This window comes from Marilutibacter maris (assembly GCF_003233695.1).
GTDB classification, from domain to species: Bacteria; Pseudomonadota; Gammaproteobacteria; order Xanthomonadales; family Xanthomonadaceae; genus Marilutibacter; species Marilutibacter maris.
In genome coordinates, this window is sequence record NZ_CP029843.1 from 3,094,913 (window position 1) to 3,108,193 (window position 13,281).

At 68.9% G+C, this 13,281-nt stretch carries 14 protein-coding genes; 2 read left to right on the top strand and 12 right to left on the bottom strand.

Annotation, left to right across the window (positions count from 1 at the left end; translation table 11 throughout):
* Positions 1–28 precede the first annotated feature (28 nt).
* The 8 genes from ybgF to ruvB form a co-directional block, all read right to left on the bottom strand.
* The gene (gene ybgF, locus C9I47_RS13685; protein ID WP_111268149.1) at positions 29–823 is read right to left on the bottom strand and encodes a tol-pal system protein YbgF; all 795 of its coding nucleotides are present in this window, start codon (positions 821–823) and stop codon (positions 29–31) included.
* Between the two features lie 24 nt (positions 824–847).
* Positions 848–1,375 carry a peptidoglycan-associated lipoprotein Pal gene (gene pal / locus C9I47_RS13690; protein ID WP_111267242.1) on the bottom strand — a complete coding sequence of 176 codons (528 nt, stop codon included), beginning with the start codon at positions 1,373–1,375 and terminating at the stop codon, positions 848–850.
* 162 nt (positions 1,376–1,537) lie between these two features.
* Entirely contained in the window at positions 1,538–2,878 is a 1,341-nt protein-coding gene (gene tolB / locus C9I47_RS13695) for a Tol-Pal system beta propeller repeat protein TolB (protein WP_407067482.1), read from the bottom strand.
* 84 nt (positions 2,879–2,962) lie between these two features.
* Positions 2,963–3,919 carry a cell envelope integrity protein TolA gene (gene tolA / locus C9I47_RS13700; protein ID WP_111267244.1) on the bottom strand — a complete coding sequence of 319 codons (957 nt, stop codon included), beginning with the start codon at positions 3,917–3,919 and terminating at the stop codon, positions 2,963–2,965.
* Positions 3,919–4,356, bottom strand: a complete 438-nt coding sequence (gene tolR / locus C9I47_RS13705; RefSeq protein WP_111267245.1) for a protein TolR — start codon at positions 4,354–4,356, stop codon at positions 3,919–3,921. Before tolR ends, tolA begins: the two co-directional genes overlap by 1 nt.
* Positions 4,357–4,407: 51 nt before the next feature.
* Positions 4,408–5,184 carry a protein TolQ gene (tolQ, locus tag C9I47_RS13710; RefSeq protein ID WP_111267246.1) on the bottom strand — a complete coding sequence of 259 codons (777 nt, stop codon included), beginning with the start codon at positions 5,182–5,184 and terminating at the stop codon, positions 4,408–4,410.
* A gap of 61 nt (positions 5,185–5,245) precedes the next feature.
* On the bottom strand, positions 5,246–5,674 hold the full coding sequence (gene ybgC, locus C9I47_RS13715; protein WP_111267247.1) for a tol-pal system-associated acyl-CoA thioesterase: 429 nt from the start codon (positions 5,672–5,674) through the stop codon (positions 5,246–5,248).
* A 42-nt stretch (positions 5,675–5,716) separates the two neighbouring features.
* A complete protein-coding gene (gene ruvB, locus C9I47_RS13720) occupies positions 5,717–6,748 on the bottom strand; it encodes a Holliday junction branch migration DNA helicase RuvB (RefSeq protein WP_111267248.1) in 1,032 nt (343 codons plus the stop codon).
* A gap of 147 nt (positions 6,749–6,895) precedes the next feature.
* On the opposite strand from ruvB, the gene C9I47_RS13725 reads away from it, so the two are divergent.
* Both C9I47_RS13725 and C9I47_RS13730 read left to right on the top strand, forming a co-directional pair.
* On the top strand, positions 6,896–8,227 hold the full coding sequence (locus C9I47_RS13725) for a TrkH family potassium uptake protein (protein WP_111267249.1): 1,332 nt from the start codon (positions 6,896–6,898) through the stop codon (positions 8,225–8,227).
* 81 nt (positions 8,228–8,308) lie between these two features.
* Positions 8,309–8,986: a potassium channel family protein gene (locus C9I47_RS13730; protein ID WP_111267250.1), complete on the top strand. Its 678-nt coding sequence runs from the start codon at positions 8,309–8,311 to the stop codon at positions 8,984–8,986.
* Positions 8,987–9,089: 103 nt separating this feature from the next.
* Here the strand turns inward: C9I47_RS13730 and C9I47_RS13735 are convergent, their stop codons facing one another.
* The 4 genes from C9I47_RS13735 to C9I47_RS13750 form a co-directional block, all read right to left on the bottom strand.
* On the bottom strand, positions 9,090–10,997 hold the full coding sequence (locus tag C9I47_RS13735; protein ID WP_111267251.1) for a potassium transporter Kup: 1,908 nt from the start codon (positions 10,995–10,997) through the stop codon (positions 9,090–9,092).
* A gap of 37 nt (positions 10,998–11,034) precedes the next feature.
* Positions 11,035–11,622 (bottom strand): Holliday junction branch migration protein RuvA, encoded by a 588-nt coding sequence (gene ruvA, locus C9I47_RS13740; protein WP_111267252.1) that lies wholly within the window; start codon positions 11,620–11,622, stop codon positions 11,035–11,037.
* Between the two features lie 109 nt (positions 11,623–11,731).
* A complete protein-coding gene (gene ruvC, locus C9I47_RS13745) occupies positions 11,732–12,256 on the bottom strand; it encodes a crossover junction endodeoxyribonuclease RuvC (RefSeq protein ID WP_111267253.1) in 525 nt (174 codons plus the stop codon).
* Between the two features lie 195 nt (positions 12,257–12,451).
* Positions 12,452–13,192, bottom strand: coding sequence for a YebC/PmpR family DNA-binding transcriptional regulator (locus tag C9I47_RS13750; protein ID WP_111267254.1), 741 nt, complete (start codon positions 13,190–13,192; stop codon positions 12,452–12,454).
* Between the last annotated feature and the right edge of the window lie 89 nt (positions 13,193–13,281).

Sequence of the window (13,281 nt, forward strand, 5' to 3'; positions counted from 1 at the left end):
GCCGCCCGGGGCGCGCCGGGCACGGTGTTCAGCGCAGACGGTTCAGCTGGATCGCGCTGAGGCGGTCGGCCGCGGTGCGTGCCGCATCGGTGCCCGGATAGCGCTCGGTCACACTCGACAGGGTGCGCTCGGCCTCGTCGACCCGCTCCATGCCGTACTGCGACAACCCCAGCTTGAGCAGGGCGCCGGGGGCCTTGTCGTGGGTCGGAAAGCGCTCCAGCAGGGCCTGGAACTGGCCCATCGCCAACGGATAGTTGCCGGTGACGTAGTAGCTCTCGCCGAGCCAGTACAGCGCGTTCGGCGCATAGGCGCCGTTCGGATACTGCTGCAGGAAGGCCTGGAACAGGTTGGCCGACTGCGCGTACTCGCCGGTCTTCAGGGCATCGAACGCGGCGTCGTAGGCGCTGCGCTCGTCGGCGCCCTGGGCCAGGGTGCCGGGATCGCCATAGACCGAGGGCGGCGTGTCCCGGACCGCCGCCGAAGGCGACGGTGCCGGGGTGTCGCCGCTGTCCGCCGGCGCGACCGGAGCGCCCTGCCCGCCTTCCAGGCGGTTCAGGCGTCCATCCAGGTCCAGGTACTGGGCCTTGCCGCTGTCCTGCTGCTGCTTCAACTGGTGGTTCAGCTCCTCGACCTGCGAGCGCAGCGCCTGCACCTCGGTCTTGAGCTGGTTGACCTGGTTGAGCAGATCGACGTTGGCCTGGTTGTCGGCGGCGCGCTGTTCCAGCTGCGCGACCCGGTCGGCCAGGCTCATGCGCTGCGCCGACGCCGGTGCGGCGGCCACGAGGGCCGCCGCGAGCATCGACGTTGCGAGCAGGTGACGCATCGACATCATCGACATCCTGCCGCCTTACTTGGCGGTGTAGACGATCTCGACGCGGCGGTTGCGGGCCCAGCAGTCCTCGTTGGACTCGGTGCAGACCGGACGCTCCTCGCCGTAGCTGACCACGGTCTGCTGGCTGCCCGAGCCACCGTTGGCCTGGATCGCCGAGGACACCGCGTTGCCGCGGCGCTCGCCGAGGCCGACGTTGTAGTCGCGGCTGCCGCGCTCGTCGGCGTTGCCTTCCAGGGTCATGCGCGAGGTCGGACGGTCACGCAGGTACTTGGCGTGGCAGGCGACGATGGCCTGGAACTCCGGACGCAGCGAATCCTGGTCGAAGTCGAAGTAGACCACGCGCTGGCGCAGGCAGGCGTCGGTGTCCAGGTCTTCAGGACCGTAGGCGCCGGAAGCGACCGGCTGGGTCGGCTGCACCGGAGTGGTCGGGGTGGTGTCGGTCGGTGGCACTTCCTTGACCTTCTTGGAGCAGGCCACGGCGGCCGTGCACAGGACGGCGGCGAGAACGGTCTTGCCGATGGTGGCCGGGGTGATGCTGTTCATGGTTGTTCCTCGTCGTTGCGTGGGACAGATTGATTCGCGGAATGGGACTGCGTTCTTGAACGGGTTGGCTCTGGTCTCTTGGACCGGGTCGTACCGACCTGGCGGTTGTTTCCTTCAGTTCATGCATCGGACCCCGTGCACGTCGGGGAAAGCACATTGGCTTCAACGTTTCAGTCGGTACGGCCCCCAGGCCGGTTCACGGACGTCACCGTCGGCCAACACCAGGCGCTGGCGCACCCGGGCATCGGCTGAGACGGCGTACAGCACCCCCCTGCGGCCCTCGCGCGCAGCATAAATGATCATCGCGCCATTGGGGGCAAAGCTCGGCGACTCATCCAGCGAACCCGGCGACAGCGTGCTCCAGCGCGGCGAGCCGAGGCTGCTGTCCATCATCGCGATCCGGTAGGTGTTGCCGCTGCCCTGGGCGGTGACCATCTTCTTGCCGTCGAAGGAGACGTCGGCGCTGGCGTTGTAATTGCCCTGGAAGGTGACCCGGCTGGCGCTGCCGCCGGTCGCCGCGACCTGGTAGATCTGCGGGCGGCCGCCACGGTCGGAGGTGAAATAGACGGTGCTGCCGTCGGCGCTCCAGGTCGGCTCGGTGTCGATGCTGAAGTGGTTGGTCAGCTGGGTCAGCGCGCGGCTGCCCAGGTCCATCACATAGATCTCCGGGTTGCCGGACTTGGACAGGGTCAGGGCCAGCCGGTTGCCGTCCGGCGAGAACGCCGGGGCACCGTTGATGCCGCGGAACTTGGCGACCAGCTCGCGGCCGCCGCTGCCGATGTTCTGGATGTAGATCGAGGAATTGCCGCCCTCGAAGCTGACATAGGCCAGGCGGTTGCCGTCCGGGCTCCACGACAGCGACAGCAGCGGTTCGGAGGAGTTCACCACCGTCTGCGGGTTGTAGCCATCCGAATCGGCGACCACCAGCGCGTACTTGGTGCTGCGGCCGGTGCCGGTCGCGGTCACATAGGCGATGCGGGTGAAGAACGCGCCGCGCACGCCCAGGACCTTCTCGTAGATCGCGTCGGCGATCTGGTGGGCGGCATCGCGCATCGCCGCCGGACGCGCGGTCATCGCGAAGCCGAGCAGCCGCTCCTGGCTGGCGACGTCGAACAGCTCGTACTCGATCCGGTAGCTGCCGCCGCTGCCGTCGACCACCCGGCCGACCACCAGATAGTCCTGGTTGAGCGCGCGCCAGGTCGGATAGTTGACCTCGCTGCCGCGGGTCGGGCGTTCGATCACCCGGTCGGCGGCGAGGCTGCGGAACTGGCCGGAACGGTTGAGATCGGCGGCGATCACCGCGGCGACATCGGTCTCCGGCGCGGCCGCGCTGCCCTGGTACGGCATCGGCACCACCGCCACCGGCAGTGCCGCCGCATTGCCGCCGACGATGTCCAGCTCCAGGCCCTGCTGGGCGGAGGCGGCGAACGGCAGCAGTGCCAGCAGCACCGCGAGCATGGGCAGGACGCGTGCTGGATGGGCCCGGCTCAGGAGTCGTTTCATCGGTATTCCCGGAATTGAACGTGGAGTGTTAACAGCTTCGACGTGAACGCTGGCTCAAAGCTGAATGGGCAGAAGAGCGGCCTGTCAGCGGTCGCGGGCCTCGAAGTTCAGGATCAGGGTGCGCTGGAACACCGGCTCGAAGCCGGCGAACGGCAACGGCTGGGCCTTCAGCACCGCCGCCTCGATCGACCGGCGGCCCTGCTCATCGTAGGCGCACGGCGATGACACCTCGGCGCTCATCACCTCGCCACCGGGCAGCTGGCGGATCACCAGCCGGCAGCGCGCGCCCAGCGGCACGGTCTCCGGACGGGTCCACTTGGCCAGGATCGCCTGGGTCAGCGCGGCCTGGTAGCGGGCCAGCAGATCGGTGTCCTGGCCGCCCTGGCCGGCCGGCGCCGCGGCGGCGGCGGTGTCGGAGGCGGTGCGGGCCTGGGCGTCTGCGATCTGCTTGAGTTTCTGCTCGGCCAGCCGCGCCTCGCGCTGGAGCGCCTCGCGCTGGCGGCGGATCTCGGCCAGCTTGGCCTGGCGCTCGGCCTCGGCCTGCTCGGCGAGGCGGCGCTTGCGCTCGGCCTCCTCCTGGCGCTTGCGCTCGGTCAGGTCGATCTGGTCCTGGCGCTGCTTGGCCTCCTGGACCTGGGTCTCGTCGGTCGGGGTCGGGGTCGGCTGGTCGGTGACCTCGTCCTGGTCGACGGCGTCCGGCTCGGGGATGAACTCCTGCGCCTCCGGCTGCGGCGGGGTCGGCGCGTCCTCGACCAGCGGCGTCGGCAGCGGCTGCGGCGGCGGCGCGGTCTCCTCCTCGGCCGGCGGCGGCGGCTCGACCTCCGGCGGGGCCGGCTCGGGGCGCTCGCTCAGGGTGCGCTGCATCGCCTGCGACAGCGCGTTGGCATCGACCAGTTCGGCCGAGATCGGCGAGCCCATCGCCTGCACCTGCGGGTTGTTGCGCTGCCAGAACACGCCCAGCAGCAACAGCACCAGCAACAGCAGGTGCAGTCCGATCGCCAGAACGACGGCCAGCGTGGTGTCGGCGCGCGTTTCGCGCATCAGCGGCGATCCTGCGGCTGGCTCATCAGGCCGACGCGCTCGACCCCCGCTTCCTGCAGCAGGACCATCGCGTCCATGACCTTCTGGTAGTTGGCCTTGCCGTCACCGGCGACGAACACCGGCACGCTGGGATTCTGGCCGACGATGGCGGCCATCTTGGCCTGCAGCTCGGTCGCGGTCAGCGCCTCGTTGCTGCCGGCCTCCACGGTCAGGAAGTAATTGCCGTCGATGTCGACGCTGACCACGATCGGGTCCTTCTTCTCCTGCATCGACTTGGCGTTGGACTTGGGCAGCTCGATGTCGACGCCCAGGTTGAGCAGCGGCGCGGTGACCATGAAGATGATCAACAGCACCAGCATCACGTCGATGTAGGGGACGACGTTGATCTCGGCCTTGAGTTTGCGCTTGCGCCTGCGGCGCGCGGCGATGCCGGACATGGGGATCCTCTCGTATTCGGGAAGCGGAACGGCTCGATGCCGCCTTTGGGGTCAGTCCTGGGACTGACGTTCGAGGATCGAGGAGAACTCGTCGGCGAAGGCGTCGTAACGGCCGCCGATGCGCTCGACCTTGGTCGCGAAGCGGTTGTAGGCCCAGACCGCCGGGATCGCCGCGAACAGGCCCATCGCGGTGGCGACCAGCGCCTCGGAGATGCCCGGCGCGACCGTGGCGATCGTCGCTTCCTTCATGTTGGCCAGGCCGTGGAAGGAAATCATGATCCCCCACACGGTGCCGAACAGGCCGATGTACGGCGAGATCGAACCGACGTTGGCGAGGAACTCCAGGTTGTGCTCCAGCCCGTCCAGCTCGCGCGAGGCCGCCACCCGCATGCCGCGCTGGGCGCCTTCAAGCTGGGTCTTGCTGTCGATGCCGCGGCGCTGGCGCTGACGGCCGAACTCGCGGAAGCCGGCCTCGAAGATCGCCTCCAGGCCGGCGATGTCGCGATGACGCTCGGTGGTGCCGGAGTACAGCTTGCTCAGCTCGGCGCCGGACCAGAACCGCTCCTCGAACTGGTCGGCCTCGCGCTCGGCGCGGTCGAGCACCCGCTTCTTGCGGAAGATGATGATCCACGACGCGATCGAGGCGAACACCAGCAGCAGCATCACCGCCTGCACCGGCAGGCTGGCGTGCAGGATCAGCTGCAGGATGTTGAGATCGCCTCCGGTCGCGGCGGCGGCCTGCGAGGCGACCTGACCGGCGGCATCGACCGCCTCTTCGGGCAGCGGCTCCACGACGGTGGCCAACAGCGCGCTCGGCAATGGGGTCATGCTTGGTTTCTCCGCGCCCCGCAGGGCTTGCTATCAGTCGTTGTGGGGTCGGCGCGTGGGGTCACGCACCGGTTGTGTCCGCCTCCGGCGCCAGTTCCAGCGCCTTCAGCAGCCCGTACAGCGGCCCGGGGATCGGCCGCGGGCGGAAACTGCCCGCCTCCAGCGCCGCGACGCGCACCTGCGCGGTCAGCAGCAACTCGCCGTCGCGGCGCACCTCCTGTGCGAACACCAGGCTGGCGCGGCGGCACTGGGCCAGCCCCGCCGACACCTGCAGCGCATCGTCCAGCCGCGCCGGCCGCAGGAAGTCCACCGCCATCGCCCGCACCGCGAACACCAGGTCGTGCTCGCTGCGCAGGCGTTCCTGGCCGTGACCGTGCGCCCGCATCCATTCGGTCCGTGCGCGTTCCAGGAACGCCACGTACTGGGCGTGGTAGACCACGCCCCCGGCGTCGGTATCTTCCCAGTAAACCCTGACAGGATGGCTGAACATTGCTTTAAGCACGGGAGAAGAAATCCGGAACGGGGAACACGGTCATCCGCCGGCCTCGAACAGGTCCTGGCGGTCGCCGCGCGGCTTCAGCCCGACATGCCGGTAGGCCCGCGCCGTCGCCATGCGGCCGCGCGCGGTGCGCACCAGGAAGCCCTGCTGGATCAGGTAGGGCTCGATCACGTCCTCCAGCGTGCCGCGCTCCTCGCTGAGCGCCGCGGCCAGCGACTCGACCCCGACCGGACCGCCGTCGAAGTTCTCGATGATGGTCAGCAGCAGGCGCCGGTCGAGCTCGTCGAAGCCCTGCGCGTCGACCTTCAGCATCGCGGTGGCGGCGTCGGCGACCTCGCGGGTGATCGAACCGCCGGCACGGACCTGGGCGTAGTCGCGTACCCGCCGCAGCAGGCGGTTGGCGATGCGCGGAGTGCCGCGCGAACGGTTGGCGATCTCGGCGGCGCCCTCGGCGGCGCAGTCGATACCGAGGATCTGCGCCGATCGCCGCACAATCCTCGTCAGCTCCTCGGCGTTGTAGAACTCCAGCCGCTGGACGATGCCGAAGCGATCGCGCAGCGGCGCGGTCAGCAGGCCGGCGCGGGTGGTCGCCCCGATCAGGGTGAACGGCGGCAGGTCGAGCTTGATCGAACGCGCGGCCGGGCCCTCGCCGATCATGATGTCGATCTGGAAGTCCTCCATCGCCGGGTACAGCACTTCCTCGACCACCGGCGACAGGCGGTGGATCTCGTCGACGAACAGCACGTCGTGCGGCTGCAGGTTGGTCAGCAGCGCGGCCAGGTCGCCGGCCTTCTCGATCACCGGGCCCGAGGTCACCCGCAGGTTGACCCCCAGTTCGTTGGCGATCACGTGGCTGAGGGTGGTCTTGCCCAGCCCCGGAGGCCCGAAGATCAGCACGTGGTCGAGCGCCTCGCCGCGGCCCCTGGCGGCCTCGATGTAGATCTTCATCTGCTCGCGCACCGGCGCCTGGCCGAGATACTCGTCCAGCCGCTTGGGGCGGATCGAGGCCTCGACGGCGTCGTCCTCGCGGGTGGCGTCGGCGGCGATGATGCGTTCCTCACTCATCCGCGCATGGTCGCATGAGAGCGCATCCGGAGACAGCCTGTCCGGGCCCGGCCGCCGCCGCGGCTTGGCGCCCGGGCCGGGCCGGCGGCGGCTGTGGCAGAATGCGCGCCACGCGGCGCCGCCAAGGCGCCGGCCCGGATACCCACCGTGCAGCGACATGGCCTACGACATCCAGCCCGCCTGATCCCGCTGGCCTTCCTCGTCATCATCCTGGTCGGCACCGGACTGCTGATGCTGCCGGCGGCGCGTGCCGACGGGACCGCGACCCCGCTGCTGACCGCGCTGTTCACCTCGACCTCGGCGGTCTGCGTGACCGGACTGGTGGTGGTCGACACCCCGCACTACTGGTCGACGTTCGGTCACGTGGTGATCATGAGCCTGTTCCAGATCGGCGGCTTCGGCATCATGGCCGGCGCCACCCTGATGGGCATGCTGGTCGCCGGGCGCCTCAACCTGGGCACCCGCGTCGCCGCCCAGGCCGAGACCCGGCTGGGCCTGGGCAATGTCGGCGGCGTGGTCCGGATCGTGCTGCTGACCACCTTCCTGGTCGAGGCCAGCGCCGCCGTGGTGCTGACCCTGCGCCTGTACTTCGGCTACGACTACAGCTTCGGGCTGGCCGCCTGGGAGGGCGTGTTCCACGCGATATCGGCATTCAACAACGCCGGCTTCGCGCTGTGGTCGAGCAGCCTGATGGATTTCGCCAGCGACGCCTGGGTGATGATCCCGGTCAGCCTGGCGGTGCTGCTGGGCGGGGTCGGCTTCCCGGTGCTGTACGAGCTGCGGCACAAGATGTTCGACTACCGGCGCTGGTCGGTGCACAGCAAGATCACCGTGCTCGGCACCGGCATCCTGGCGCTGTGCGGCGCGCTGGTGCTGGCGCTCTACGAATGGAACAACCCCGCGACCCTCGCCCCGATGGGACTGGAGGGCAAGCTGCTGAGCGTGCTGTTCGGCTCGATCACCGCGCGCACCGCCGGCTTCAACTCGATCGACACCGGCGCGATGACGATCGAAAGCCAGGCCGCGACCTGGGCGTTGATGTTCATCGGCGGCGGCAGCGCCAGTACCGCCGGCGGCATCAAACTGACCACCTTCTTCCTGCTGGGCTTCGCGGTGTGGTCGGAGATCCGCAACGAGACCGACACCATCGCCTTCGGCCGCCGCATCCCCAACGAAACCCTGCGGCTGGCGCTGACCGTGGTGCTGATGGCGATGGCGGTGCTGTCGTTCGGCACCCTGGCGCTGCTGAGCGTGACCGACCTGCCGCTGCACGACGTGATCTTCGAGTCGGTGTCGGCGGTGTCCACCGTCGGCCTGTCGACCGGCATCACCGGCCAGTTGCCGCCGGCCGGGCAGTGCATCGTGATCGCCATGATGTTCATCGGCCGTGTCGGCTCGGTGACCCTGGCCACCGGCCTGGCGCTGCGCGCGCGACGGCGCCTGTACCGCTATCCGGAGGAGCGCCCGATCGTTGGCTGAGCCCGCACGCGTATTGGCATACACTCCCCCACTGTTTCCTGCATCCCGGGCGCACGTGTCCCGGCGCGGACCGGACCGAGCATGAAGACTGGCCCCAAACCCCCCATCCAGAGCGACAGCGTCGCGGTCATCGGCCTGGGCCGCTTCGGCGGCGCGGTGGCCGAATCCCTGATGCGCATGGGCCACGAGGTCCTGGGCATCGACTCCAACGCCGAACTGGTGCAGAAGTGGGCCGATCGCCTGACCCACGTGGTCCAGGCCGACGCCACCGACGCCGAGGTGCTGCGCCAGCTGGGCATGAACCATATCCAGCACGCGGTGGTCGCGATCGGCAGCGACATCGAGGCCAGCGTGCTGACCGTGCTGGCGCTTGAGGAGCTGGGCCTGCGCGACATCTGGGCCAAGGCCACCGGCACCCGCCACGGCCTGATCCTGGAGCGCACCGGCGCCCACCACGTGGTCCATCCGGAGGCGGCGATGGGCGAACGCGTCGCCCACCTGGTCACCGGCAAGATGATGGACTTCCTCGAGTTCGAGGACGGCTTCGCGATCGCCAAGACCCGCGCCCCGGACGAATCGCTCGAAAAGACCCTGAGCGAGTCCAACCTGCGCCAGAAGCACGGCATCACCGTGGTCGGGATCAAGCGCCGCCACGCCGATTTCATCTACGCCCAGGCCGACACCTATGTCGAACCCGGCGATATCCTGGTGATCTCCGGCCCGACCAACCTGATCGAGAAGTTCGCCGCGCTGGAGTGAGCCGCGGCACGGCGTCCGCAGACGCGTGGGAGCGGCGCAAGCCGCGATGCTTTCCCCGGAAGGTCGATCGCGGCTTGCGCCGACCCCAAGGCCTGTTCCGACGCTAGATCTCGACCTGGGTGCCGAGCTCGACCAGGCGGTTGCCGGGGATGTGGAAGTAGCCGGCGACCGGCGCCGCGTTGCGATGCATGGTGGCGAACAGCTTGTCGCGCCAGATCGGCATGCCGTCGCGGCGGGCGCAGGCGACGATGCTCTCGCGGCTGAGGAAGTAGGTGGTGTCCATCGGGTCCATGGTCAGGTCGCAGACGTCGCAGGTCTGCATCAGCGCCAGCGGCACGTCCGGCGTCTCCATGAAACCGAACCGCAGCAGCACCTTGTAGAATCCGTCGCCGATCTTCTCGACGATCACCCGCTTGTGCGAATACGGCACGTTGAGGGTGGCCACGGTCAGGAACACGTTCTGCTCGTGCAGCACCTTGTTGTGCTTGAGGTTGTGCAGGAACGCATGCGGCACCACGTTCTTGTCGGCGGTCAGGAACACCGCCGTCCCCGGCACCCGCACCGGCGGCGCCAGCATCAGGCTGGGCAGGAAGGTGCGCAGATCGATGCCCTCCTTCTGGATCTCGGCGCGCAGCAGCTTGCGGCCGCGGCGCCAGGTCCGCAGCATCGTGAACAGCACGATGCCCAGTGCGAACGGGAACCAGCCGCCCTGCGGAATCTTGACGAAATTGGCGACGAAGAACGCCAGGTCGATGCACAGCAGGGCCAGGCAGAACGGCAGCACCCAGACCCGCCAGCGCGGCCACAGCGCACGCGCGACCACTGCCAGCAGCACGGTGTCGATCAGCATCGTCATCGACATCGACACGCCGTAGGCATTGGCCAGCGCCGACGAGCTGCCGAAACCGATCACCAGCCCGACCACGATCACCATCATCGTCCAGTTGATGCCGGGGATGTAGATCTGGCTGATGTTGTGGCTGGAGGTGTGGCGCACGGTCATGCGCGGGATGTAGCCCAGCTGCATCGCCTGCTGGGCGACCGAGAAGCCGCCGGTGATCACCGCCTGCGAGGCCATCACCGTGGCCGCGGTCGACAGCACGATCAACGGGATCAGACCCCACTCCGGCACGCCCATGTAGAACGGGTTGCGCGCGGCGATCGGGTTCTCCAGCACCAGCGCGCCCTGCCCCAGGTAGTTGAGCATCAGCGACGGCAGCACGAAGAAGTACCAGGCGCGACGGATCGGGCGGGCACCGAAGCGGCCCAGATCGGTGTAGATCGCCTCGCCGCCGGTGACCGCCAGGATCACCGCGCCGAGGATGAAGATGCCGCCCCAGGCGTGATCGGCGAAGAAACGCGCCGCCCACAGCGGATTGACCGCCTTCAGCACCTCCGGCGCGTGCAGGATGTCGGCGATGCCCAGCACCGCCAGGGTCAGGAACCAGATCCCGGCGATCGGCCCGAACACCAGCCGGGCGACCCGCGCGGTGTCGTGGCGCTGCAGCGCGAACAAGGCGATCAGGACCACCAGGGTGACCGGTATCACGATCACTTCCAGCTCCGGCGACACCACCTCCAGGCCCTCCACCGCCGCCAGCACCGAGATCGCCGGGGTGATCACGCCATCGCTGAAGAACAGCGCCGCGCCGAAGATGCCTACCAGGCCGATCACGTAGACCGAACGCGAGCCCTTGGACAGGCTGCGCTGGGCCAGCGCCATCAGCGCCATGATGCCGCCCTCGCCCTCGTTGTCGGCGCGCAGGATCACGGTCACGTACTTGAGCGCGACCACCAGCATCAGCGACCAGAACACCAGCGACAGCAGGCCGAGCACGTTGTCGTGGTTGGGCTGCAGGCCGTAGTGCGGCGAGAAGGCTTCCTTCAGGGTGTACAGCGGGCTGGTGCCGATGTCGCCGAAGACGACGGCCATCGCGCCGACCATCAGGCCCCGCAGACTGGTGTCGTGTTCACCCTGCCGGGACGGTGCTGGAGTCGTGGAAGCGTTCATGGGGTCAGCAATCGGGGACGTGATGCGCGCCTGTCGGTCAGCGCAGCGCGGACTTCAGGGCCTTGCGGATGATGGTGGCGGCGTCGTCGCCGTTCTCGAAGGCGGCCTTGGCCATGCGTGCGGCCTCGGCCGGCTTGTAGCCCAGTTGCTGCAGCGCGATGACCGCCTCGCTCTGGGCATCGGCGGGAATCCCGCCGCTCGCCGCCACGCCGCCACCGGCCAGGTCGGCGGCGCGGTCGCGCAGCTCGACCACGATGCGCTCGGCGGTCTTCTTGCCGATGCCGGGAATCCGGGTCAGCGCGGTCACGTCGCCGGCCTGCACCAGCCGCGCGAACTCGTCGACGCTGACGCCCGACAGCACCGCCAGGGCGATCCTGGCGCCGATCCCGGACACTTTCTGCACGTCACGGAACAGGCGTCGCTCGGATTCGCGCATGAAGCCGTACAGCGAAACGCTGTCCTCCTTCTGCGCGTAATGGGTGAACAGCGCGACCTCGCGGCCCAGCTCGGGCAGGTCGTAGAAGGTGCTCATCGGCGCCTCCAGCTCGTAGCCGACGCCGTTGACGTCGATCACCAGCCACGGCGGCTGTTTGTGCACCAGGATGCCTTTCAGACGACCGATCATTGCCTGTCCCCCCAGACGCGGGCGCGGATGGATTGCCATGCGGCAGTCTCCCGCATGGTTGATGGCATCGTGCCCGCCGCGGGCACGATGGATCGCGACACGAAAGTGCTCACCTCCGCCTCCGCAACTGATTGACCGCGATGCCGGTGCGGCCGGCGGTCGCGCTCATGTGCGCATGGGTCAGCGCGATCGCCAGCGCATCGCCGGCATCGGCCTGCAACTTGGCATCGCCGAGGTTCAACAGCAGCCGCACCATGTGCTGGACCTGGTCCTTGTCGGCCGCGCCGCGACCGACCAGCGACTGCTTGATCACCCGCGGCGCGTATTCGCTGATCGGCAGACGCCGCCTCACCACCGTCGCCAGCGCCGCGCCGCGGGCATGGCCCAGCTTCAGCGCCGAAGTCGCCGATTTGTCCATGAATACCGTCTCGATCGCGACCTGGTCGGGGCGCCACTGCTCCAGCGCCGCCTCCAGGCCCTCGCACAGCAACCCGAGCCGGGACGGGAAGTCCTCGGCGGACAGCAGCTTGAGCACATCGGCATGCACGTAGCGGCAGCGGCCGTCGGCGGCGACGTCGATCACACCGATGCCGGTGCGCTGCGAGCCGGGGTCGATGCCGAGGATGCGGGTCATTGGACCGATCGCCGGGAATGCGGGGCACAAAGCGCCCGGAGCCGAGGGGCCGCGGGGATGCGGATCGCCGGGCGCATCCGTGCATGCACCTCGCGGCACGACCCGTCGCGGCAATGGGTCGTCGTCCTCGTGGACGGCATCCCGACCGCCTCCTGCCTTGGATGAAACCAGGTCACGACGTCGAGCCTACGCGGATTACGCGTAGGCGTCCTCACCCAGTTCGGCATTGGAGTAGACGTTCTGCACGTCGTCCAGGTCCTCCAGCCAGTCCAGCAGCTTGGCGACCTGCTGCGCGGTCTCGCCCTCGACCGCGACGTCGTTGTCGGCGCGGTAGGTGATCTCGGCCTGGGCAACCTCGATGCCGGCGGCGGTCATCGCCTCGCGCACCGCCTCGAATCCCTCCGGCGAGGTCAGTACGTCGATCGATCCGTCCTCCGGATAGGCCACCACGTCTTCGGCACCGGCCTCGATCGCCGCCTCGGTGATCGCGTCCTCGTCCGCTCCCGGCGCGAAGCTGAGCACGCCGAGCTTGCGGAACATGAAGGCGACCGAGCCGTCGGTGCCGAGATTGCCGCCGAACTTGCCGAACGCGTGGCGCACGTCGGCGACGGTGCGGACCTTGTTGTCGGTCAGGCAGTCGACGATCACCGCGACCCCGCCCGGCGCGTAGCCCTCGTAGCGGATCTCCTCGTAGCTGACGCCCTCCAGCTCGCCGGTCGCCTTCTTGACCGCGCGCTCGACCACGTCCTTGCTCATGTTCGCGCCCAGCGCCTTGTCGATCGCGGTGCGCAGACGCGGGTTGTTGGCGGGATCGCCCCCGCCGGCTCGCGCGGCGACGGAGATCTCGCGGATGATCTTGGTGAACATCTTGCCGCGCTTGGCGTCCTGTGCGCCCTTGCGGTGCTGGATGTTGGCCCACTTGGAATGACCGGCCATGGTGTCCTGGATCGCTTGCCTGGTTTCGGGAATCGCCGTACCGGAGTCGGCCCGGATGGGCCGGCCCGGGTCGGGCCATGCTGCGGCGC